This window comes from Streptomyces sp. NPDC059003, from assembly GCF_042740445.1.
Lineage (GTDB): Bacteria > Actinomycetota > Actinomycetes > Streptomycetales > Streptomycetaceae > Streptomyces.
Genome location: NZ_JBHYJH010000029.1, coordinates 41,909 through 62,980 on the forward strand (window position 1 = coordinate 41,909; position 21,072 = coordinate 62,980).

General features: G+C 71.0%; 21 protein-coding genes. 13 read left to right on the forward strand and 8 right to left on the reverse strand.

Annotated elements, in window-relative coordinates; translation table 11 throughout:
* Positions 1 to 197: 197 nt before the first annotated feature.
* Positions 198 to 1,418 carry an aminotransferase class I/II-fold pyridoxal phosphate-dependent enzyme gene (locus ACFWZ5_RS13935; protein WP_384796674.1) on the reverse strand — a complete coding sequence of 407 codons (1,221 nt, stop codon included), beginning with the start codon at positions 1,416 to 1,418 and terminating at the stop codon, positions 198 to 200.
* Positions 1,419 to 2,067: 649 nt separating this feature from the next.
* Here ACFWZ5_RS13935 and ACFWZ5_RS13940 point away from each other — a divergent pair.
* The 4 genes from ACFWZ5_RS13940 to ACFWZ5_RS13955 are packed head-to-tail and all read left to right on the forward strand — an operon-like array spanning position 2,068 to position 5,275.
* On the forward strand, positions 2,068 to 2,607 hold the full coding sequence (locus ACFWZ5_RS13940) for a TetR/AcrR family transcriptional regulator (RefSeq protein ID WP_384796677.1): 540 nt from the start codon (positions 2,068 to 2,070) through the stop codon (positions 2,605 to 2,607).
* Positions 2,607 to 2,933, forward strand: coding sequence for a DMT family transporter (locus ACFWZ5_RS13945; protein ID WP_384796680.1), 327 nt, complete (start codon positions 2,607 to 2,609; stop codon positions 2,931 to 2,933). Before ACFWZ5_RS13940 ends, ACFWZ5_RS13945 begins: the two co-directional genes overlap by 1 nt.
* A complete protein-coding gene (locus ACFWZ5_RS13950) occupies positions 2,933 to 3,448 on the forward strand; it encodes a DUF5360 family protein (protein WP_384796683.1) in 516 nt (171 codons plus the stop codon). The genes ACFWZ5_RS13945 and ACFWZ5_RS13950 overlap by 1 nt, the downstream gene beginning before the upstream one ends.
* A 54-nt stretch (positions 3,449 to 3,502) precedes the next feature.
* Positions 3,503 to 5,275, forward strand: a complete 1,773-nt coding sequence (locus ACFWZ5_RS13955; protein ID WP_384796686.1) for a WD40 repeat domain-containing serine/threonine protein kinase — start codon at positions 3,503 to 3,505, stop codon at positions 5,273 to 5,275.
* Between the two features lie 6 nt (positions 5,276 to 5,281).
* On the opposite strand, the gene ACFWZ5_RS13960 is transcribed toward ACFWZ5_RS13955, so the two are convergent.
* Positions 5,282 to 6,811 (reverse strand): AAA family ATPase, encoded by a 1,530-nt coding sequence (locus ACFWZ5_RS13960; RefSeq protein ID WP_384796689.1) that lies wholly within the window; start codon positions 6,809 to 6,811, stop codon positions 5,282 to 5,284.
* Between the two features lie 245 nt (positions 6,812 to 7,056).
* On the opposite strand from ACFWZ5_RS13960, the gene ACFWZ5_RS13965 reads away from it, so the two are divergent.
* The gene (locus tag ACFWZ5_RS13965) at positions 7,057 to 7,650 is read left to right on the forward strand and encodes an RICIN domain-containing protein (RefSeq protein ID WP_384796692.1); all 594 of its coding nucleotides are present in this window, start codon (positions 7,057 to 7,059) and stop codon (positions 7,648 to 7,650) included.
* A gap of 9 nt (positions 7,651 to 7,659) precedes the next feature.
* On the opposite strand, the gene ACFWZ5_RS13970 is transcribed toward ACFWZ5_RS13965, so the two are convergent.
* Entirely contained in the window at positions 7,660 to 7,884 is a 225-nt protein-coding gene (locus ACFWZ5_RS13970; protein WP_384796695.1) for a hypothetical protein, read from the reverse strand.
* Between the two features lie 105 nt (positions 7,885 to 7,989).
* The gene (locus ACFWZ5_RS13975; RefSeq protein WP_384796698.1) at positions 7,990 to 9,675 is read right to left on the reverse strand and encodes an MFS transporter; all 1,686 of its coding nucleotides are present in this window, start codon (positions 9,673 to 9,675) and stop codon (positions 7,990 to 7,992) included.
* 124 nt (positions 9,676 to 9,799) lie between these two features.
* On the opposite strand from ACFWZ5_RS13975, the gene ACFWZ5_RS13980 reads away from it, so the two are divergent.
* The 3 genes from ACFWZ5_RS13980 to ACFWZ5_RS13990 all read left to right on the forward strand — a co-directional run bounded on the left by ACFWZ5_RS13980 (position 9,800) and on the right by ACFWZ5_RS13990 (position 12,791).
* Positions 9,800 to 10,486 (forward strand): TetR/AcrR family transcriptional regulator, encoded by a 687-nt coding sequence (locus ACFWZ5_RS13980; protein WP_384796701.1) that lies wholly within the window; start codon positions 9,800 to 9,802, stop codon positions 10,484 to 10,486.
* A gap of 95 nt (positions 10,487 to 10,581) precedes the next feature.
* Positions 10,582 to 11,655: a hypothetical protein gene (locus ACFWZ5_RS13985; RefSeq protein WP_384796704.1), complete on the forward strand. Its 1,074-nt coding sequence runs from the start codon at positions 10,582 to 10,584 to the stop codon at positions 11,653 to 11,655.
* 2 nt (positions 11,656 to 11,657) lie between these two features.
* Positions 11,658 to 12,791 (forward strand): hypothetical protein, encoded by a 1,134-nt coding sequence (locus ACFWZ5_RS13990; RefSeq protein WP_384796707.1) that lies wholly within the window; start codon positions 11,658 to 11,660, stop codon positions 12,789 to 12,791.
* On the opposite strand, the gene ACFWZ5_RS13995 is transcribed toward ACFWZ5_RS13990, so the two are convergent.
* The gene (locus tag ACFWZ5_RS13995) at positions 12,788 to 13,240 is read right to left on the reverse strand and encodes an ATP-binding protein (RefSeq protein WP_384796710.1); all 453 of its coding nucleotides are present in this window, start codon (positions 13,238 to 13,240) and stop codon (positions 12,788 to 12,790) included. The two genes, ACFWZ5_RS13990 and ACFWZ5_RS13995, sit on opposite strands and share 4 nt — an antisense overlap.
* Before the next feature lie 176 nt (positions 13,241 to 13,416).
* On the opposite strand from ACFWZ5_RS13995, the gene ACFWZ5_RS14000 reads away from it, so the two are divergent.
* Together ACFWZ5_RS14000 and ACFWZ5_RS14005 are read left to right on the forward strand one after the other, a co-directional pair.
* Positions 13,417 to 14,277 (forward strand): helix-turn-helix domain-containing protein, encoded by an 861-nt coding sequence (locus ACFWZ5_RS14000; protein WP_384796713.1) that lies wholly within the window; start codon positions 13,417 to 13,419, stop codon positions 14,275 to 14,277.
* Positions 14,278 to 14,297: 20 nt separating this feature from the next.
* A complete protein-coding gene (locus tag ACFWZ5_RS14005) occupies positions 14,298 to 14,486 on the forward strand; it encodes a DUF397 domain-containing protein (protein ID WP_384796716.1) in 189 nt (62 codons plus the stop codon).
* Here the strand turns inward: ACFWZ5_RS14005 and ACFWZ5_RS14010 are convergent.
* Positions 14,483 to 16,855 (reverse strand): NACHT domain-containing protein, encoded by a 2,373-nt coding sequence (locus ACFWZ5_RS14010; RefSeq protein ID WP_384796719.1) that lies wholly within the window; start codon positions 16,853 to 16,855, stop codon positions 14,483 to 14,485. The genes ACFWZ5_RS14005 and ACFWZ5_RS14010 overlap by 4 nt on opposite strands.
* 131 nt (positions 16,856 to 16,986) lie before the next feature.
* On the opposite strand from ACFWZ5_RS14010, the gene ACFWZ5_RS14015 reads away from it, so the two are divergent.
* From ACFWZ5_RS14015 to ACFWZ5_RS14025, 3 genes are read left to right on the forward strand one after another with little or no spacing between them, the layout of a single operon-like run.
* The gene (locus ACFWZ5_RS14015; RefSeq protein ID WP_384796722.1) at positions 16,987 to 17,430 is read left to right on the forward strand and encodes a hypothetical protein; all 444 of its coding nucleotides are present in this window, start codon (positions 16,987 to 16,989) and stop codon (positions 17,428 to 17,430) included.
* Positions 17,431 to 17,439: 9 nt separating this feature from the next.
* Positions 17,440 to 19,260, forward strand: coding sequence for an alpha/beta hydrolase (locus tag ACFWZ5_RS14020; protein WP_384796725.1), 1,821 nt, complete (start codon positions 17,440 to 17,442; stop codon positions 19,258 to 19,260).
* Positions 19,261 to 19,272: 12 nt separating this feature from the next.
* Complete coding sequence (locus ACFWZ5_RS14025; protein WP_384796728.1) at positions 19,273 to 19,803, forward strand: hypothetical protein; 531 nt, start codon at positions 19,273 to 19,275, stop codon at positions 19,801 to 19,803.
* Between the two features lie 77 nt (positions 19,804 to 19,880).
* Here the strand turns inward: ACFWZ5_RS14025 and ACFWZ5_RS14030 are convergent, their stop codons facing one another.
* A complete protein-coding gene (locus ACFWZ5_RS14030) occupies positions 19,881 to 20,270 on the reverse strand; it encodes a hypothetical protein (RefSeq protein ID WP_384805941.1) in 390 nt (129 codons plus the stop codon).
* A gap of 12 nt (positions 20,271 to 20,282) precedes the next feature.
* Positions 20,283 to 20,876, reverse strand: coding sequence for a hypothetical protein (locus ACFWZ5_RS14035; protein ID WP_384805943.1), 594 nt, complete (start codon positions 20,874 to 20,876; stop codon positions 20,283 to 20,285).
* Positions 20,877 to 21,072: the final 196 nt, after the last annotated feature.

Consider the following 21,072-nt stretch of genomic DNA (forward strand, 5'->3'; position numbering starts at 1 on the left):
GACCGGAAACAACCCCCGCCGAAGAGCAAGCCCCGCAACCACCCCCGCGGCCACGCACAGGCACAGACACAGACCCACCGCCAGCACCCCACCCGTACCCGCACCCGCACCCCCGCCCCCACCAGGGACAACGGCGGACACCCCGACCCCACCCCCCACGGAGAGCGCCACGAGCCCCCGCGCCCCGACGGACGGGTTCACCCCACACTCACCGAGGACGGCACCCGCTCACCCGCACCCCGCAACTCCGGCTGCGAGGCAAGGACATCGACCACCCGGTCGAGCTGCTCCCACGTATGGGTCGCCATATAGCTCGTACGAAGCCGCGGGCTGGCCGCAGGCGGCAGCACCGGATTGACGTACACACCACCCCGTATCAGCCGCTCCCAGACGGCCAACGTGCTCTCGGCGTCCGGCACCGGGACGGGAATGATCGGCGTGGTGCTCCCGCCGGTGCCGACCCCGGCACCGGCGAGCCCGCGCCGCACGTAGTCCGCCTTGGCGGCGACGTCGGCGGCGAGCCCCGGCTCGGCCCGCAGGATCCGCAGCGCGGCCAGCGCCGCGGCCGTGCTCGCGGGCGTCATCGACGCGCTGAACATCAGGCTGCGCGCCTTGTGCTTGAGGTAGTGGATGGCCTCCTCGCTGCCCGCGACGGCGCCGCCGAGGGACGCGAGGGACTTGCTGAAGGTGACGGTGATCAGGTCGACCTGGTCGGTGAGGCCGTGGTGGGCGGCGGTGCCGCGGCCGCCCGCGAGGACGCCGAGGCCGTGGGCGTCGTCCACGAGCAGCCGGGCCCCGTACGCGGCACAGACCTTGGCGACGGCGGGCAGGTCGCAGATGTCGCCCTCCATGGAGTAGACGCCGTCGACGACGACCAGCCGGGCGGCGTCGTCCGGCAACCGTTCGAGCGCCCGCCGCAACCCCTCCGCGTCGTTGTGCGGGAACCGGCGGAGCTTGGCGCCGCTGAGCCGGCAGCCGTCGACGAGGGACGCGTGGGCGTCGCGGTCGACGACCACGTAGTCGCGCGGGGTGAGCAGCCCGGCGAGGGCGCCGAGGTTGGCCTGGTAGCCGGTGGAGAGGACGAGCGCGGCGGGCTTGCCGAGGAAGTCGGCGAGTTCGGCCTCCAGTTCCTCGTGCAGGTCGGTGTTGCCGTTGAGGAAGCGCGATCCGGTGCTCGAACTGCCGTAGCGGTCGAGGGCCGCGCGGGCGGCGGCGTGCACGCGCGGGTCGGAGGTGAGGCCGAGGTAGTTGTTGGAGCCGCACATGATCAGTTCGCGGCCGCTCCGGCGCACGGTGGCGCCTTCCTGGCCGCCCAGGGGCAGGAAGTACGGGTAGAGGCCGGTCTTCATCAGGTCCGACGCGGCGGTATATCCCGCGCATCGGGAAAAGAGGTCGGGTGGTTCCGATGCATTGAACATGGAAATTCCTCTGTGAGTTCAGGCGCATCCCTGGAACAGCTGAATGAGATCATTCCCGGCTTGGTCCGGGGATGTGCGCAGGACTTTGCCTGCCGCCGGATTCACCGACGCACGGGCAGGCGAAAGCACTGCCTGAGTGAGGGTCCGGAGCATGGAAGCGAACCGGAGAAAGGTCACTGACCTGCGGCCAGGACACCAGAAGGTCGCCATTGACCTGGGCGGAGACCGTGCCCGGCGGGCAGCGCGAGGCCCTCGGGCGCGAGCACGGGCGGCCCGCCGGCCAGCGAACGCACAGAGCTAATACGCAGACTTGATGAACATTTAGCCCCCGATGGATGATCATGTATGGCTCGGGATTCGCTACCGAATCAGCCAGGCAGCGACTTTAGGCAATCCGCTGGGAATGCGTCAATACATGTCCGGAACGAGCGGGCGCACCGAAATCCAGAATTAACGCTTCCGCTTCCCCGCGCGCCCCTCATGAATGCCGGTCGCGCCCTGTCCACGTGCATGCTAGCCTGCATTCGACCGTCCGGACGGTCGGAAATACAAGTAAGCAGCAACCAGTTCCGCGACGGCAGCGCAAGATCGAGAAATTGCACCGCAAGATCGAGAAATTCGGAATGCGAACCGGAAGACGGGGTGACGCGTGCGCAACCGGCTCCTCAACGCGGCGGAGAGACTCCTGGTCAAGCAGGGCGTCGACGCCATCCGTCTGGACGCGGTGGCCGCCGAGGCCGGCGTGAGCAAAGGCGGCCTCCTGTACCACTTCCCGAGCAAACAGGCCCTGGTCCAGGGCGTCGTGGAGCGCCTCGTGGACCGCTTCGAGGAGGTCCTGCCGGGCCCGGACGCGCCACCCGGCGCATTCACGCGCGCCTGGCTCGACGCCTCGATCCCGGCCGATGCCCCCGAGGGCGAGGCCACGCCCTCCGACTCGGTCCCGGTCGCCCTCCTCGCGGCGGCGAACGGCCCGGCGGTCCTCGACATCCTCCAGGCGCGGTACCGCTCCTGGCACGAGCGCCTCGAACGGGACGGCCTGCCGCCCGGCGTCGCCACGCTCGTCCGCATGGCCGTCGACGGCTGGTGGACCGCCCGCCTCCTCGGCCTCGCCGACCCGAAGGGCGCCGAGCACCGCCGACTGCGGCTGCTCGTCAGCGACTTGATCGACCAGCACGGGGAGTCGACCTGATGGGATTCGCCCTGGTGGCAGGCGCCATCCTCTCGGAGATCGCCGCCACGCTCTCGCTGCGCGCCTCGCACGGCCTGACCAGACTGGGCCCGAGCATCGTCGTGGTCATCGGCTACGCCGCCGCGTTCGTGCTGCTCGCCCAGGCCCTGAAGAGCCTCAACGTGGGCCCGGTGTACGCCGTGTGGTCGGGCCTCGGCACCGTCGGCGCGCTCGCGGGCGGCGTAGTGCTCTTCGACGAGGACGTACGGATCGCGACCGTCGCGGGCGCCCTGCTCATCGTCGCCGGAGTGGCCGTGATGTACCTGGGCGGAGGCCTTGAGCACTGATGTCCGAGAAGCAGGCAGCGGCGCACGACCGGCGGGCCCCGACGCCCGACAAGCCGCACGTCAGGCCGCGCGGCCTCGCCGCCGTCAAGCTCGCCATGCTGGTCACCGACCTCGGCTTCGTCGCGTACTGGAGCGCGGCGCTGTTCGGCCTCATCCCCGCCGAGTACGCGTACAAGGACTACGACGACCCGGTGATGAGCGACTGGAACTACTCGTTCCTGCCCCTGGACATCGCGGCGAGCGCCACCGGCCTCGCGTCCCTGTACCTGTCCCGCACTCCCACGAGCCGCCACTTCGGCGCCTGGTGCCCGCTGATGCTGGTCTCGCTCACGCTGACCAGCACGGCCGGGCTCCAGGCCGTGGTCTTCTGGGCGCTGCGCGGCGACTGGTCCATGACGTGGTGGGTGCCCAACCTGACGCTGCTGCTCTTCCCCGTCCCGGCCGTCGTCCTCCTCGTCCGGCGCGTCGTGCCCTTTCGGTACGGCCAGGAGGTACCCAACTCCCTTTCTGAGTAGCCTTCGTGGCGTACGGGCGCCGCGACCGGCGCAAGGGCACGCGCGGGGGTACGGATGGAGCTGTCCGGCGTGACGCTGGCGGAGCGGTACCGGCTCGACCGGCTGCTCGGCCGGGGCGGCATGGGCGAGGTGTGGCTGGCCCGCGACTCCTCGCTGCTGCGGCGGGACGTCGCCGTCAAGGTGCTGCCCACGATGTTCGGGGAGGGCGCGGAGCGGCGCTTCCAGCGGGAGGCGGCCATCCTCGCGAAGCTCCAGCACCCGGGCATCACGGTGGTGCACGACGCGGGCCGGCACGAGGGGTACCTGTTCATCGTCATGGAGCTGCTGCGCGGCCGCGACCTGTCGCGCCTCATGGCCGAGCACCCCGCCGGGCTCCCCGTCGAGCGGGTCCTTGCCCTCGCCCGCCAGACCGTCGACGCGCTCGCCACCGCGCACGACAGCGGGGTGATCCACCGGGACCTGAAGCCGGGCAACCTGTTCGTGCAGCCCGCGGACCAGCTGAAGATCTGCGACTTCGGCCTCGCCCGCACCGCCGACGCGACGTCCGCGCTCACCACGACCGGCCGCGTCGTGGGCACGCCCCTCTACATGTCGCCCGAGCAGTGCCGCGCCGAGGAGGTGGACGCCCGCACCGACCTGTACTCCCTGGGCTGCGTCCTGTTCGAACTGCTCACCGGGCGCCCGCCGTTCGTCGCCGACGCGTCGATCTTCGGCCTGATGCGCCAGCACGTGGAGGAGCCCCCGCCGCGCCTGCGCGCGCTGCGGGCCGACCTCCCGCTCCACCTGGAGGACCTGGTCCTCGCGCTGCTCGCGAAGAAGCCGGGGGACCGCCCGGACGCGGCGGCGCTGGAGCAGGAGCTGTCGGAAGCCGGGGCGCACCGGCCCGCAGGACCGTCCCGGCCGATCGGCCCGCCCCTGACAACCGGCGCCTACCACCCGGTCGTCCCCCGCGAACAGTTCCAGATCCTGCCGGGGCACCGCCAGTCGGTGCACTCGGTCGCGTTCAGCCCGGACGGCCGCACCCTGGCCAGCGGGAGCCTCGACAAGCACGTGCGCCTGTGGGACCTGCGCGCGGGCGAACCGCGCGTCCCGATCCGCCTGCACAGCTCCCTGCCGGCCGCGGTGGCGTTCAGCCCGGACGGGCGCACGCTGGTCACCGCGTGCAGCAGGCTGGTCGAGTTCTGGAACCTGGACACCGGAATGTCACACCGCACGCTGAAGGTGCCGGGCGTGCTCTCGACCCTCGCGTGCGTGGCGTTCAGCCCGGACGGCCGGATGCTCGCCACCGGCGCGGACGAGCGGGTCGTACGGCTCTGGGACGTGCACAGCAGCGCCCCCGGCTTCGCCCTGCGCTGTTCCGGCGGCAACGTGCTCTCCGTGGCGTTCAGCCCGGGCGGCCACAGCGTGGCGGTCGGCGGCAACAGCAGGTCCATCCGGCTGTGGCACGTCCCTTCGGGCGAGCTGATCCGCAAGCTGTCCAGGGAGCACGACCACACGACGCTGGCGTTCAGCCCGGACGGGCGGATCCTGGCCACCGGTCACGCCGACGGTGTCATCACCTTCTGGGAGACGCGCACCGGCGATGTCCGCCGACAGTTGAAGGCCCACGCCGACAAGCCGTTGTCCATGGCGTTCAGCCCCGATGGCGCCCTCCTCGCGACGGCGTACCACAACCGGTCGATCGGCCTGTGGGACGTGGACACCGGCGAGTTCCAGCGCTCTCTGACCGGGCACACCGGCCCGGTCACCACCGTGGCGTTCAGCCCGGACGGCGCCGCCCTCGCCAGCGGAAGCCAGGACAAGACCATCCGCCTCTGGTCCCTCTGACCCCGCTCACTCGTCGCCCTCGTCCCAGTCCTCGTCCACGCCCTCGTCCTCATCGACGTCGTCGTCGACATGGACGCGGCCCTCCCCCGGCACCCCCAGCAGCCGCCGGGTCAACGCGTCCCGGTCCGAGAGCAGCTCGTCCACCGCCGTCCGGACGTCCACCGCCTCCGTACGGTCCGCGTCCCGCTCGGCCGCGATCAGGACGGCGCGGCGGACCAGCTCCTTCGTGAACGACGCCGTCGTGCCCTCGGTGCGGGCCACGACCTCCTCCGTCACCCGGGCGTCGAGGCCCAGGCCACCGCCGTACAGAGCGAGCAGGCGGCGGCGCCCCTCGGCGTCGGGCAGGGGGATCTCGACGGCCAGGTCGACGCGGCCCGGGCGCTGCACCAGGGCTGGCTCAAGGAGGTCGGCGCGGTTGGTGGTGAGCAGGAACGCGACGTCGGCGTCGTCGCCGAGGCCGTCCATCTCGTTCAGGACCTGGAAGAGCAGCGGCTGTTCGCCGTCGCCGAAGTCCCGCGCCTCCGCGATCAGGTCGCAGTCCTCCAGGACGACGAGGGCGGGCTGGAGCATCCGGGCGAGCGCGCAGGCCGGGCCGATGGCGTCGATCGTGACACCGGAGAGCAGGACGACCGTGAAGTCGTCGAGGCCGGAGAGGAGGTAGCGGATGGTGTGGGTCTTGCCGGTGCCGGGCGGGCCGTAGAGGAGCAGGCCGCGGCGCAGGTGCTGCCCGGCCGCGCGCAGCCGTTCCCGCTGCCGGGCCACGCCGACGACCTGCCGCTCGACGCGGTCGAGGAGGCCGGGCGGCAGGACGATGCCGTCGCGGGTGAGGTCCGGGCGGCGGTGGAAGCGGAACGGGCCGAGGCCCTCGCCGAACGCCGAGCCCTCGAAGGACAGCACCTGCCCGCGGAAGATGTTGTGCTCGCGCACCAGCGCGTCCACCCCGGCCAGCAGCCGCTTCGCGGTGTCACGGGACGCGGCGAGCACTTCCAGCTGGACCTTCTCGTGGCCGTACTCGTCGCTCGGGCCGCGGAGCAGGACGACATAGCGCTCCTCGCCGCCGTCGGCGTCGCGCTCCACGCCCAGGTAGAACCCGAAGGACACGCAGGCGAGTTCGGCGTCCGCCGAGACCGGCAGGTGGGCGTAGTCGACGGCGCCGATCACGAACTTGTCGTAGCGGTCGGCGGATTCGAGGATCTCGGAGAGCGTGTAGTGGCCGCGGTGGTCGGAGCCCGTCATGCCGATGAGCTCGTACGAGCGCCGCGCGCCGGTGAACCAGCGCTCCAGGGCCAGGTGCACGTTCGGGTGGTCGTAGGGCGCGTACGCCGCCTTGACCACCGGGACCTCGCCCGGCTCGATGCCGAGGTGGGCGCGCAGGCGGGCGGTGAGGTCGCGCTCGCCCCCGCGGTCGCTCCCCGGCCGCCCCGCCACCGCCTCGATGAACTGCGCGAACAGATCGCTCACGCGCTGGAGCTCCGCCTCCTCGCCGCCGCCGTCCCCGTCGTCCCCCGCGTACGAGGACACGATGCGTGTGGTCATGCGCCGTCAACTCCCCCGTTCTCCTGCCGCTGGTCCGGCAGTTCTGGACCTTCAGCGTGGAGGGGGCGGATTGACGGCGTCAACGCGATTACCGGCGCACCGGGGCGAGGGCGGACGGCGCCGGGCGGCTCCCGTGCCACTCCATCGGGGCGTTTGACCGGCGAACCCCCGTTCGCGGGAACCCCGTCGCGGGAACATGGCGCTGCTCCTGCGACCTCGGGGGAACCGTCGAACAGGGGATGCCCGTGACACCGCACCACCGCCTCGCCGTGCTCTCGACCGCCCTGGCCGCCGTCGCGCTCGCGGTCGCCGCACCAGGCGTCGACGCCGCCGAGTCCCACGCACCGGCCAAGTCCCGCGCGTCGGCCGAGTCCCGCGCACCAGCCGACGCCGCCGCCCCGCGCGGCACCCGCGCGATCGGCCCCTTCCAGGTCAGAAACCAGGGCGTGGGCCGCTGCATGGGCTTCCCGCGCGGTGACGACCGCATGCGGGTGTGGAACTGCACCACGGAGGCGTACCAGCTCTGGGACCTGGTCGCCGACGGCAACGGCGCCTACCACATGGTGACCCGCGGGGACGGCCGCTGCCTCGCGGGCTGGGCGCAGGGCCCGAACCGCTGGGCGACCTGGCTGTCGGACTGCGACCGCAGCTTCACGAACGTGGACCAGCTCTGGTACGTGCACCCGGTGCACTCGGCCGACCCGGCGCCGATCTCGAACCTCTTCGGCCGTGTCCTCGAGCCCGACCGCGGCTGGGGCGGCGTGAACGAGACGCCCGTCGTGATCTACGACAACGAGGGCCTGCCGAACCAGCAGTGGACCCTCAAGTACGCCCCGTGAGGCCCGCCCTCACTTGTCGGCGCGGTACAGCTTCAGCTCGCGGTTCACGAAGAGGTGGACGTAGCCGCAGCGCCAGCAGATCAGACCGGTCGCGGACTCGTTCGCCCACGCCAGGTTCAGCAGCTCCATGCCGGAGCTGTTGAGCTTCACCTCGCGGTTGCGGAACGTGTCGCTCTTGCAGACGTGACAGGTGATCCACATGTCGCCTATCGCGGCACGCATCGGCTTGGCCATGCTCCGTCCCCCTTCCCCCCGGGTCACCGGGCGAGCGTCGGCGCTGGTCAGACGCCGGTCGGCCACAGTAGCCGACCGGCGTCGCGCGGACGCCCCGGGGGCGGGTCAGCCGTGGGCGACCGGCTCCCGGTCCGCGTCCCGCACGGCCTCGGGCGCCGCCTCGACGGTCCTGCCCTTCCCCTTGCGGGGCAGCAGCAGGGCGACGAGGACGGTCCCCGCGCCGAGGATCACCGCACCGACCAGGCTCGTGTGGGCGACCGCGTCGGAGAACGACGAGCCGACGGCGTGCCGCATCTCCTGGGCGCCCTGGGCGAGTTCGGCGGCCTGGCCCTTCAGCTGCGCGGCCTTCCGGGGCGATTCGGCGCCCGCCGCCTGCTCGGCGAGCCCCCGGGCCTGCGCCCCGATGGCCTGGGCGACGCCGCCGCCCGCGCCCACCGAGTCCTGCGCCTGCGCCAGGGCGGACGCCGGGAGCTTGCTGCCCGCCGCCTCCTCCGCGAGCCCGTCCGCGTACGACGTGGCGAGCACCGAGCCGAGGACGGCGATGCCGAGGGAGCCGCCGAGTTCCAGCGAGGTGTCGTTGACCGCGCCGCCGACGCCGAGCTCCGATTCGGGGAACGCCCCCATGATCGCGTCCGTGCAGGGCGAGACCGCGAAGCCGAGGGACAGGCCGAGCAGAACGAGCGACGGAACGAAGTCCCCGTACGAGGAGGAGCCGTCCGTCGCCGTGAGCAGGGCGAGGGCGGTGGTGCCGCCGACCATGCCCGCCGTGACCATGACCTTCGCGCCGAGCTTCGGCGTGAGGAAGCCGGTGAGGGCCGAGCCGACGAACACGGCGCCCGCGAGCGGCAGCATGCGGATGCCGGTTTCCAGCGGGTTGTAGCCGAGGACGAACTGGAGGTGCTGGGTGAGGAAGTAGAAGGCGCCGAAGACGGCGACGAAGAACATGGCCACGGCCAGGTTCGAGCCGGAGAAGCCGCGGTCGGCGAACTTGCGGACGTCCAGGACGGGGCGCGGGTGCCGCAGCTCCCAGACGACGAAGAGGACGAGGCCGACGGCGGCGATCACGGCGGCCGTGACGGCGCTCGCGCCCCAGCCGAACCCGGGCCCCTCGATGATCATGTAGATGAGCGCCCCGATCCACACGACGGAGAGCAGCCCGCCGACGTAGTCGATGCGCCCGGCGTCCGGGGCCTTCGACGGCGGTACGAGGACGAAGGCGCCGATGATGGCGACGACGGCCACCGGGATGTCGATGAGGAACGTCGACGACCAGCCGTTGTTCTCCAGGAGCGCGCCCGCGATCAGCGGGCCCGCGGCGATGGCGACGCCGGACGTGGCCGCCCACAGCGTGATCGCCTTGGCCCGCTCCTCGCGCGGGAAGGTCGCGGCGAGCAGGGACAGCGTCGCGGGCATGATCATGGCCGCGCCCACACCCATCACCGCGCGCGCCACGATGACGGCGGTCGCGCTGTCGGACAGGGCCCCCGCTCCCGCGCCCGCGCTGAGCACGACGAGCCCGAGGACCAGGGCGCCGCGACGGCTGTACTTGTCCCCGATCGCGCCGAGCAGCAGCATCAGGGCGGCGTACGGGACGGTGTACGCGTCGATGACCCACTGCAGGTCGGAGCTGCTGAGGTCGAGGTCGCGGGTCATGTCGGGGGCCGCGACCGTGAGCGCCGTGTTCGCCATGACGGCGATCAGCAGGCTCAGGCAGAGCACGAGCAGCGCCCACCAGCGGCGGGCGTACGGCCGATCCGTCGTCTCGACCGGCTCCTTGATCAGCAAAGGCATCGGAGTCCACCCCTCGGGTATTTGCACACTGCTGTGCAATTGCACGACGCTGTGCAATGTACCGGACGGCCAGCCAATTTGCACAGTGGTGTGCAAGTGATGGGGCGGGCGGCAGAATGCCTCCATGACCCGTACGCAGCCGACACAGCCGACGCACCCGCCGAAGCCGTCCACCGGCCGGAGGGCCCCCACGGCCGCACCCGCCCCCGGCGGCCGCGCCGACGCCAACCGCCGCCGCATCCTCGACGTCGCCTTCGCCGAGCTGACGCGGGACCCGGACGCGTCCGTGGACCAGATCGCGCGCGCCGCCGGCGTGGTGCGCCGCACGGTCTACGGCCACTTCCCGAGCCGCGACGCGCTGGTCACCGCGCTCCTGGACGAGGCCGTGGAGTCGGTGATGGCCGCGCACGCCGCCGCGTACGAGGGCGTCGACGACCCGCGGCGGGCCATCGCGGGCGCGATGCTCGGGGTCTGGCGGGTGACCGCCCCCTACCGCTTCCTGCTCTCCCTCGCCCAGCGGGCCGTCAGCATGGAGGGCATCCGCGAACGCCTCGCCCCCATGCACGCGGCGGGCACCGCGATGGTCCAACGGGCCATCGACGAGGGCCACTTCACGACGGCCCTGTCGGCCCGAGCCCTCGTGTACGTCCTCGAAAGCATCGTGTTCAGCCTGATGGAGGCCGTGAACGACGGCGTCCTTGAGGGCGAGGAGGCGGGGCGCGCGGCGGCGGTCACGTTCTTGAGCGCGGCCGGAATGTCCATGACGGAGGCGACCGAGCTGGTGGCCGACGTGGCGTCGACGCGGGACTGACCTCGCGCTGGGGGCCATGTTCGGCCGGATGCCGTCTGTTCACGGACGGGTGAACGCCAATACCTTGTGCGGCCTTCGCGTTCTGTGGGGGTCTCGTGAACGGTCTGCGTGCGGTGGTCGTCTGCCTTGTGATCGCGTGTGTCGCGGTGGTGTCGCCGACCGCCGTGGCGTCGCCCGTTGTGACACCGGCCACCGCGCCGAGCTGGTCGGACGTGCCGGTGCCCGCCGCGGCCCCGCCGGTGACCGTGAAGGACCTCGCCGCCCGCGGTCCTGACGACGCGTGGGCGACCGGGTACGAGCAGGTCACCGACGGACTGCGGCCGATGCTCTACCGGTGGAACGGCTCCGCGTGGAGCCGGGACACGAGCTTCCCCGGGGCCGGTGAGCAGGGCTGGCTCGGCAGGGTGCAGTTCGTCGGCGACGAGGTGTGGATCTTCCACAACCGCGCCGGGGAGGGCGAGATCCTGCGCCGGTCGGCGTCCGGCTGGACCGCCGTCCCACTGCCGCAGACCCTGTGGACGTACCAGGACTTCACCGCCGTACCCGGTGCCGCGTGGGTGGTCGGCGAGGACAGCACCGGCCTGAAGGTGCTGCACTACGACGGCTCCGGCTGGACCGCGCAGTCCACGCCGGACGGCGTGCTGTACCTGATGGGGATCAAGGCGCGTACCGCCACCGACGTCTGGGCCTGGGCGTCCACCACCACCGGGACCACCGTCCTGCGCTGGGACGGCACGGCGTGGCGGGACGCGAAGGTGCCGCTGCCGTCGAACAGCAACGTGCACACGATCCTGCTCGAACGGAACGGGCGGGCCACGATCGGCGGCAGCCAGTACACCGACGGCAAGGCCCGCACGTACCTGATGACCTTCAACGGGCAGTCCTGGCGCACCAGTTACCCGCCGCTGGGCGACACCTACACCGAGTCCATGGTGCGCGGCCCGGACGGCGCGCTGTGGCTGCCGCTGCGCAGCGACCGCGCGTTCCAGTCGAAGTACGCGCGCCTGGACGGCCCCCGCACCACCTTCTCGTACGGCCCGCAGCGCCCGAACGCGATCGACGTGAAGCCGCGTGCGCTGACGAGGACCGGATCCTCGCTGCTGTCCTTCGGGACGGTCGAGATCTACGGCTCGAAACCGAACCTGATGAGCGAGCGGCTGGGAGGCTGACCATGGCACGCCGACTTCCCCTGGCACGCAGACTTTCCGCCGCGGCCCTCGCCGCCGCCCTGACCCTCGTGGGCCTGATGTCCTCGGCCTCGGCGGCGACGGACGCCCCGGCCTGGCAGCACGTTCCGGTCCCGGCGGACGTGCGCCCGCAGGCCGGGCTCAACGAGGCGGTGGCGTTCGGTCCCGACCGGGCGTGGGCGGTGGGCGCCGACGCCGTCGGCCGCGAGGCGCCGGGCTTCCCGCTGGTCCTGCGCTGGGACGGCACCGCGTGGCACCGCCAGCGCCTGTCCGGGGTCGGCTGGCAGGGCGAGCTCCTCTCCATCGCCGCGACCTCGCCGACGGCGGTCTGGGCGGTCGGCCGCGACGCGGCGGGCGGCGCCCGTCTGCTCCGCTTCGACGGCAAGGCCTGGTCGGACACCCGGCCGCCGCGCGGCGTCGAACTGACCAAGGTCGTCACGGGCGGCGGCGAGACCTGGCTGATCGGCACGCGCGACGGCGCCCAAGTGCTGCTGCGCCGGGACGGGCGCGGCTGGCAGGACGTGCCGGTGCCGCCGGGATCCGTGTACGGCCTGCACGTCCTGGCGGCCGACGACGTCTGGGCCGCGGGCGCCACCGGCTCGGGCGCGGCCGTCTCCCACTGGAACGGCAAGGAGTGGCAGCAGACGATCGTGTACGGCTTCCCGCGGGCCGCCGTGGGCAGCATCCTCGCGGTCTCGCCCACCGAGGTGTGGGCGGGCGGCACGGGCGGTTTCATCGGCGGCCCGCCCGGCAAGCCGATTCCCCCGCTCCTCGTCCGCTTCAACGGCGAGTCGTGGGGGACGGTGTCCATGTCCACCAACTTCGGCTCGGTCACCTCGCTGACTCCGTCCGCGTCCGGCGGCCTCGGCTGGGTAGCGATGGCCCGCTCCCTGAAGTGGGGCCCACCGGGCAGCAACCCGCCCCTCATCCCCGGACCGGACTTCCTCGCCTGGAACGGCGAGTCGTTCACCGGGTACGACGAACCTGCGGTGGCCGGCGAGAGCGAGTCGTCGTCGTTCCGCCTGGCGCCCGTACCGGGCACGGAACAGGTGTGGTCGGTCAGCCGCGCGGGCGGCCCCGAGGGCACGTTTGCGCCCCGCATTCTGCGGTTCGGCTAGCCCCTGCGGGGGCCCCTGCGGGGCAGGCGGGCGCGGATGGTCTTGCCCTGGTCCTGGTGCAGGAACCAGCCCACGTCGTAGGCAAGTTGACGTACGACGACCAATCCCCGCCCACCCTCCCCTGAAGCGCTCCGCGCCGCGCCCCCGAACCCCGGGAACTCCCGGACCGGGTCCGACACGTCGACGATGAGCCCGCCGTCCTCGGCGAGGGCGAGGCGCAGCCAGAGGTGGTGGCCCACCACCTTGCCGTGGCGCGCGGCGTTGGTGACGAGCTCGGAGACGACGAGTACGGCGTCGTCGATGTCGCCCTGCCATTGCCAGGAGGTCAGCCTGCGGCGCGTGTGCATGCGGGAGAGACGGGCGGCGGTCGGGGTCATGGGGTAGCTGGTGGACCAGTCGTGGGTGGGGAGGGCTGGGGAGGGTGGGGGTGGGGCGGTGGGGTTTGTCATGGGACTACGGTTGCGGGCCCCGGCGTTCGACTTCAATCGAACTCCGTTGAAATTTCAGAAAGGTGAGAATTGGACTATGCCCGAATGTGCACAAAGGCCTGCGCGGACTGTACGCGAGGTGTCACACTCCGCATGCGATACCAGCTCAGGCGCACAAGGAACCACAGGTGATGCACATGGCCGCCAAGCGCGGACGCACCGGGCAGAGGCTAGAACTCGGCCTCCAACTAAGGCAGTTGAGGGAGACCTACGGACTTACGCGGAAGCAAGCGGTGCAGGGGTTGCGGATCTCCGAGGCATCGTTGCTGCGGATCGAGAATGGGGACTTGAACTTCCGTAACGTGGGAGACCTGCGGAAGCTGCTGGCCAAATGCGAAGTCACCGATGAGGACATCATCGAGAAGCTGGTCGACCTCAACCGGGAGTCGGGGCGCCAGGATTGGCTGACGCAGTTCCGTGGGCTCATGCCAGCAGGGCTGCCCGGATTCGTCGGCCTGGAGCCCGAAGCGCGCAGCATGCGGGCGTACCATCCGACGCTTGTGTACGGGCTGCTCCAGACGGAGCGCTACGCGCGGGCGCTGCTCGAACTCCACAAACCCATCGAGGAGACGACCTCGGAGTTCGTCCGCACTAGCCTGGAAGTCCGGATGCGGCGCCAAGAGGTACTCACCCGGGAGAACCCGGTCAAGCTCCGCGCCATCCTCGGGGAGGCCGCCCTGCGCTATCCGGTCGGAGGAGCCGACGTGATGCGCGAACAGTACGAGAAACTGGCGGACTTGTCGTCCTGGGAGCACATCACCATCCAGGTTCTCCCCTTCCGTAACGGCTACCGCTCCACCAGCGACTTCGCCATCCTCGACCTCGGCGATCGCCTACCGGCCCGCGTCCAGATCGACAGCGCCTGGGGTGCGACCCACACGTCGGACAAGCGTCGCGAGGTTGACCGCTTCATCCGGCGATTCGACGCCATGGCAGCATCGGCCCTGCCACCGGAGGACACCCCGCAGTTCCTGCGCCAGTTAGAAGGAGAGCAGTAACCGTGCCTACTCATCCGCCCGTGCCTGAGAGCTCCTGGTTCAAGTCGTCGTACAGCGACGGCACCGGCCAGAACTGCATAGAAGTCGCCGACCTCACCCCGCACCCCGCCGGAGGCGTCGGCATACGCGACTCCAAGAACCCGGACGGCCCCGCCCTCCTCCTCGGCCTCCCCGCCTGGAAGGCGTTCGTCGCGCACGCCCGGCGCTAGCCGGGATTCCGGTCCAGCCATTCCTGCAGCTCCCGATGGCGGAACTGATACGCGCCGCCTACCACGCGGAGCAGACCCGCGTGGTAGGCCCAGGCCAGGAACGCGCCGGGGCGCGGGGGCACGCGGCCCAGCGCGGCGCCGACCAAGGGCGTGAGCCCCCGTGCGAGGCCAAGGCCAAGCACCGCGCACCCGCACGCAACGACGATGAAGACGACCCCGGCGAAACCGAACTGGGCCTCGCCGCCCAGGCCCATGAAGAACAGCACGACGGGCGAGACCAGCCAGGTCGGCCACGGGGTCCGCGACCACAGGCGGCCAATGGCGTCCAGGATGCGGGGCCCCGAGCCCGGCCCCAGGAATGCGCACGCCAGGGCGTAGAACACGGCGCCCCCCGTCGCGGCACCCGGCTCGAAGCCGCCGTCGGGCGTGAGGCTGCCGCGCGACGCGCCGACTCCGGCCGCCAAGAGCCCGCCCAGCAGCGCGAATGCCGTCAGGACGCCACGGCGCCACAGCACCACGGCAACGGCGAGGAGCACGACCAGGCCGACGTTCCACACCCCGGCACCGGTCTCCTCAGCGGTCCAGGCCGCCGCCCAGATCGGCACGGGTAGCGCCACGCAACCGAACAGGCCGCGTCCGCTGGTGTACACGTCGAAGGGCTCGTCCACGGCGTAGGCCAAGCCCCCGCCCAGCGCCGCCACGATCCCGAACACGTACCAGGTCTCCGGTGACACCGCCGCGTACGCGTCGCTGAACCGGGCCGCGGCGCCGAGCACGAGGAGCCCCGTGATCGCCGTGAGCAGCACGCCCCATCGCAGGACCTTGCGCAGCTGTTCCGGCCACCGCGGGCGCGGCTGGCGCACCCGCTCCGACGACCCGAGGGGAGAGTCCTCGCACAGCAACGCCCATGACAGGAAGGCCGCGCCCAGTGCCACCGGCCCCACCACCGACAGCGGCTCAAACAGGCCCCCATGCCGGACCCACCAACCCTCGGGCACGAGCCCGCGCACCATGGGCACGACGCACAGAGCGGCGACGACGGCCGACGCGACGGCCACCACCGAGACGACCCCGGTCACCCTCCCCCCGACCACCCGCCCGAGCGTCACGCCCCCGCGCTCCGCCGCCCCGGCCATCCGCCCCAGCCACCGCCGCACGGAATCCGCCTCGTACTCCCGCTCCCTCCCCCACACCGACCGACCACCGGAGAGACTCTTCCGCGCCTGCCGCACCGCCGCGTTGGCGGACCGCGTGGCCGCCGGAACGTAGCGCGCGAGCAGCTGCTCGCGGATCTCGGCGGCCGAGGCGCCCGCGGCGGGTGGCGGCGCCGTCGGCTCCCCGTACACGGCGAACGCGAGGCCCAGATAGAACGGCGAGCTCAACGCCTCGGCCACGGCGCCGTCCCGCATCGCGTCCACGACCGCGTCCATCGGTGAACTCCGGCCGTCGGAGCGGAGATCGACGTACTGACGGGCCTGATCGGCGTCGACGCCACCGATCCGCAGCCGCGCCGCCTCGCGCAACCAGGCGTGCCGCGCGGACAGTTCCTCGTACCGCCGCTCGCGGCAGGTGAGGACGAGGGGCGCGCTGCCGCCCACGGACTGGTAGGCGTTGAGCTCGGCGAGGGCGTCGCTCGCGCGGTCGGGCCGCGCGTCGTCGGGGTCCATCTCGTCGAGCCCGTCGAGGACGGGGACGACGAGCCGCCGCGCGACCAGATCGGCGGCGGCCGCGCCCGGCACCTCGTACGCCTTGACGAGGCTGTCCTTGAGCCACCGCTCGAAGCCGCCGACGGTCCGCCGGCGCCCCCACCAGCGGCGCCGGGTCCGCGCCGGGGGCAGGTCACGAATGGCGAGCCGGACCGGCACCGGGTCCGTCTCCGCCCGCACATCGAGAAGCCGTACGACGAGGTGCACCGCGAGGACGGTCTTCCCGGCGCCGGGCTCCCCCGTGACGACGAGGCGGCCGGGCGCGGCGCAGTACCAGGCGGCCACGTCGGAGAGCCGCTGCCGTCCGGACGGCTCGGCGCCACCGCGCCGTGGGGTCACGTCCACCGGCAGATCGATGAGGTGCGCGCCGGTGCCCAGCATGTGGGTGCGCTCGGCGACCTCCACGTCCTGGACGGCGCGGGCGAGTCGGTCGAGGGCGACCGCGCGGGCGTCGGCCGCCTGTTGGAGCCGCAGCGCGCTCAGGCCGACGACGGCGCCGACCAACGCGCTGAAGATGCCGAGCGGCAACCCGAGCACGCCCGCGACGTCCTGCGACTCCATCGCACCGTTCCGCCACACGGACAGGGCCGCCCAGCCGCACCCGGCGACCAGCACCACGACCCCACTGCCGAGCGCCCACCGCAGCCCTCTGGATCCCCCCACCCCCTCACCGTAGTGACCGAAACCCAGCGGGCACACCCGAGGACGCCGTACCGTACAAGTCGATCACCGCGACGTTGCGGTGGCACACAGATCGCCTGGCGACACGGCACGTGACACGGGGAGGAGCACGCATGGCGTGGGAGGAGTGGGAGCAGCTCAAGGCCGACGCGGTCGCGCGGCACTCAACGCAAATGCAACTGAACCAGACAGAGCCATCGACCGGGGGCGACTCCGGCACGCTCGTGTCGAACAAGGCGGCCTGGAACAAGGCGGGCCACGAGGTCCGCTCGTTCCGCGAGTCCATCGGCAAGGCCGTCTCAGCACTGAACGACGGGCAGAACGGCCTGGGTTCGGACAGCGGCTGCCGAACGGCCGCCGCCCAGAAGGAGGTCCACACCTCCTGGGAGGGCTACGTGAAGAAGGTCAGCGGGCGCTGCGGCAGGCTCGCGGGCCTCCTTGAGAAGGTCGGCAGCGACCAGATGAAGACCGATGAGGCCATAATGGTCGAGATCGGCAACCTGAAGGTGGCCTACAGCGACACGCCCGCCATCGGCGGCCAGGGCAAGGGGCGGTAGTCGCACGTCATGGATCTTGCGACACTCAAGGCCCTCAAGCCGACCGAGTACGGGGAGGCGGCCAACGGCTACCGCCGCACCTCGGACATGGCGCGCGCGGCCCAGGACCGCGTGACGAACCAGATCGCCACGGCCATGCGAAAGTCCCTGAAGGGCAAGGCGGCGACAGCGGCGATCGACCAGTTAATGGAACTGGCAAAGAACTTCCACTACATCCAAACGGAGTGCGGCCTGGTCAGCTCGGCCCTGGACGCGTTCTCGTACGAGATGGAAGCGGCCAAGAAGAAGCTGGACGGCGCCCTGGCGGACGCCAAGGCGGGCGGCCTGACCGTGCACGCGGACGGCTCGGTCAGCTATCCGCCGGGCGGCGAGAAGGACAAGGACGGCAAGACGCCGGAGGGCGGCAAGGCCACCGGCCTGACGGACGACACCGCGTCCGCCGTCGGCCGCCAGGCGGCCAACTTCAACCCCAATCCCAAGGCCCGCCTCGCCCAGGACTGCGCGGACACGATCGCGACGGCCCTCAAGGAGGCGACGGAGGCCGACACGAAGTGGGCCCCGAAGCTCCAGGCCCTGAAGGCCGACGACGACCTGACCGTCAGCGACCGCGACTGGGCCGACGCCGCGTCGGACACCAAGGGTGTGAAGGCGGCGGGCAAGGACTACCTGGACTCGATGCCGCAGCCGCCCGGGAAGGGCGACCCGAAGGCCAACGCGGAGTGGTGGAAGGGCCTCGACGCCGACCAGAAGGCCGCGTGGATCGCCATGCGCCCCAACTCCGTCGGCAACCTGGACGGCCTCCCCTCCACGGTCCGCGACGAGGCCAACCGCATGGTCCTCGCCGAGGCCCGAGGTTCCGCGCAGGTCGAGTACGACGCCTGGCTGAAGAAACACCCCGAGCCCACCCGCCTCACGAGCTACATCAACCCCATGACCGGCACGATCATGAAGAACGTCAAGGTCGACAGCGTGGCGTGGAAGGAGTGGGAAGAGGCCCGCAAGAACGCCCACAAGTCCCTCGACGGCATGGACGCGATCCAGAAGCGCTTCGACCAGACCGGCACGAAGGGCCTCCCCGAGGCGTATTTGCTGGGCTTCAGCACGGAGGGCGACGGCCGCGCGATCCTCGCCAACGGGAATCCGGATACGGCGGATCATCAGGCGGTCTACGTCCCGGGGACGACGGCGGAACTCGGCAAGGTCGAGGGGGACATCAACCGCTCGGTCAACGTGTGGCAATCGGCGGACGCCAAAGCCGACGGGAAGTCCGTCTCGACCATCACCTGGCTCGGATACGACGCCCCCGACTCCGTCGTCAAGGACGCGCCGTTCGAGCACTACGCGTACGACGGCGCGCCGGCGTTCAACCGCTTCCTGGACGGCCTCGAAACGTCACACACCGGCGACGCGGCACCCCACCGCACCGTGATCGGCCATTCGTACGGCACGACGCTTGTCGGCGCGGCGGCCCAGACCGGGGATCTCAACGCCGATGACGTCGTCTTCGCGGGCAGCCCCGGCGTCAAGGTGTCGGGCGCCGACGAGATGGACGTTCCCAAGGGCCATGTGTGGAACGAGGAGGCCAAGGGAGACGTGGTCCCGGACCTCGGCCGCTACGGACACGGCGGGGACGGCTTCGTCATCCCCAGCGACGAGAAGTTCGGCGCCAACCAGATGACCACGGACACGGAAGGCCATAGCGGTTACTGGGACGAGGGCTCCAGAAGCCTGCAGAACCAGGCCCTTGTGGTGGTCGGGAAGGAGGACGACGTGAAGTTGAAGCCGCCACCCGATCCCTTGGCGAGTGAAGAAGTACGGCGTGCGAAGTAGGAGACCCCAGACGTGAAGACCACAACGCGTGCCGCCGTGCTCGCCGTGCCCCTTGTACTCACGACCCTCACCGGATGCAGCATGACCGACGACAAGAACGATGGCGTCCCGTCCGCAGGGACGAGCACCTCGCGTGACGCCTCCGACGCGATGAAGAAGGTCTCGAGCGGTATCTACGACCTGATCGGCGTGAAGGGAAAGGCGTCCGACAACCAGCCGGGAGTCTCGGACTGCTCGGGCAAGGACTCGAAGAAGTACTTCCGCATCTTCCATCCCTGGAGCTTCACCCCCGCCTCGGCGAGCGACCTCGACGAAGCGATGGCACGGCTCAAGAGGGAACTGCCCAAGCACGGCTGGAAGATCGTCGAATACGGGCCGGACACCAGCAAGAACAAGAACATCAACCTGACCGCTGACAACGACAGGAAGAAGGTCAGCGTCAACATCATCAAAATGTCGAAGAACGACCCGCCGATGCTGAGCCTGGACCTCGTGTCGGGCTGCTACAAGACCCCGGACGGCGAAGAGATCGAACGCTACTAGGAACTCATGGCGAGCCTCGGCGGTCTTGCGCCGGTGGGCTCCCGCGCACAGCACGGGAGCCCACCGGCGAGTGCTGGTTACCAGCCTGTCATGACAGTTCCGAGCGCCAGCGGTACGGCGACGAGTGCCACGAGCTTCGTCCGCATGGCACGACCGTCGTCCTCGGCGGCCAGTCGGCACACGGCGAACGCGGCGACGATGCCCAGGGGGAACAGGATCGCGGCGGACTCGTCCACGCCGGCCCGCGTTCCGCCCACGTAGGCCGCGGACCACGACCCCGCCAGACCTACGATCATGGTGAAGAACACCTTGCCCGCGCTGAACCACTCACGTTCCATGAACTCGACGAGTTCTCCGAAACGCGTTCCACGGCGGCGCTTGCGCACGGCTGCGACGAGGAAGGCCGCCATGAGGGCGACGCCCGCGCCGAGGAAAACCCAGCGCAGGGCGGCTGCGATGATCTCCATTGCGACCTTTCCCTACCAGCAGTTCTTGATGACGCCGTCGACTCCCAGCATGCCGATGGCGATAGCACCCAGACCCGCACCGGCTTCTTCGAAGACCTCCGTGATGCCCTTCTTGAAGGTCTTGCCCTTCTTCTTCTTGTCGCGGATCTTGTTGATGACCTTCTTGATGCCGCCGAGCTTGTCGATGGCCTTCTTCATCTTGTAGATCTTGGCGACGGCGAAGATGTTGGACCCGATGGCCTGGAGGATGCCCTTCGCGCAGCCGCCCATGCTGAAGGCGTACAGCACTGCGCCGCCGGCGTCGGTGCCTGCGACCTTCTTCTCCAGCCACGCCTGGGTGGCCTCTTCGCCCTGGGCCAGGACGCTGTCGGGGATTTCACTGATCGTGGTGAAGAGTTCCTCGACCCCGACGAGGACTTCGTCCTCGGTACCGAGTTCTTCCAACTGTCCTGCGTCGCCTGCGAGCAGGCGGAGCGCGTCGGCCTTGAGCGGAGCGCTCTGGGCGACCGCCGCCTTCTCGGCGACGGCGTCGGCGGCGTGTGCGGTACCGGCACCGGCGACGGCGACAGCTCCCGCCACAACAGCGGAGATCACAGTCGTGCGCATGCGCAGAGCTTTGCGGTTCACGTACAGTCCTTAGTGCGTTTCAGGCGCACGAGGGTGAGGCCCGGTGATGCATCGTGGCCTGCGAAACCGGATGGCTTCGCCGGGCCTCCCCCCGCGCATCGACTTACTCCAGCGGTTTGGTCAGAACCGCCGGGATCGGGCGATCAAGACGCTAACCCGAACCCAAAGAAGGTTC

Excerpts from the sequence above, each read along its gene's own strand:
- ACFWZ5_RS14000 (WP_384796713.1), top strand. The coding sequence starts at position 13,417 with ATGGCCGCCAAGCGCGGACGCACCGGGCAGAGGCTAGAACTCGGCCTC.
- ACFWZ5_RS13995 (WP_384796710.1), bottom strand. The coding sequence starts at position 13,240 with ATGACAAACCCCACCGCCCCACCCCCACCCTCCCCAGCCCTCCCCACC.
- ACFWZ5_RS14015 (WP_384796722.1), top strand. The coding sequence starts at position 16,987 with ATGGCGTGGGAGGAGTGGGAGCAGCTCAAGGCCGACGCGGTCGCGCGG.
- ACFWZ5_RS13945 (WP_384796680.1), top strand. The coding sequence starts at position 2,607 with ATGGGATTCGCCCTGGTGGCAGGCGCCATCCTCTCGGAGATCGCCGCC.
- ACFWZ5_RS13935 (WP_384796674.1), bottom strand. The coding sequence starts at position 1,418 with ATGTTCAATGCATCGGAACCACCCGACCTCTTTTCCCGATGCGCGGGA.
- ACFWZ5_RS13960 (WP_384796689.1), bottom strand. The coding sequence starts at position 6,811 with ATGACCACACGCATCGTGTCCTCGTACGCGGGGGACGACGGGGACGGC.
- ACFWZ5_RS13975 (WP_384796698.1), bottom strand. The coding sequence starts at position 9,675 with ATGCCTTTGCTGATCAAGGAGCCGGTCGAGACGACGGATCGGCCGTAC.
- ACFWZ5_RS13980 (WP_384796701.1), top strand. The coding sequence starts at position 9,800 with ATGACCCGTACGCAGCCGACACAGCCGACGCACCCGCCGAAGCCGTCC.
- ACFWZ5_RS13970 (WP_384796695.1), bottom strand. The coding sequence starts at position 7,884 with ATGGCCAAGCCGATGCGTGCCGCGATAGGCGACATGTGGATCACCTGT.
- ACFWZ5_RS14035 (WP_384805943.1), bottom strand. The coding sequence starts at position 20,876 with ATGCGCACGACTGTGATCTCCGCTGTTGTGGCGGGAGCTGTCGCCGTC.
- ACFWZ5_RS14030 (WP_384805941.1), bottom strand. The coding sequence starts at position 20,270 with ATGGAGATCATCGCAGCCGCCCTGCGCTGGGTTTTCCTCGGCGCGGGC.
- ACFWZ5_RS13990 (WP_384796707.1), top strand. The coding sequence starts at position 11,658 with ATGGCACGCCGACTTCCCCTGGCACGCAGACTTTCCGCCGCGGCCCTC.
- ACFWZ5_RS13950 (WP_384796683.1), top strand. The coding sequence starts at position 2,933 with ATGTCCGAGAAGCAGGCAGCGGCGCACGACCGGCGGGCCCCGACGCCC.
- ACFWZ5_RS14020 (WP_384796725.1), top strand. The coding sequence starts at position 17,440 with ATGGATCTTGCGACACTCAAGGCCCTCAAGCCGACCGAGTACGGGGAG.
- ACFWZ5_RS13955 (WP_384796686.1), top strand. The coding sequence starts at position 3,503 with ATGGAGCTGTCCGGCGTGACGCTGGCGGAGCGGTACCGGCTCGACCGG.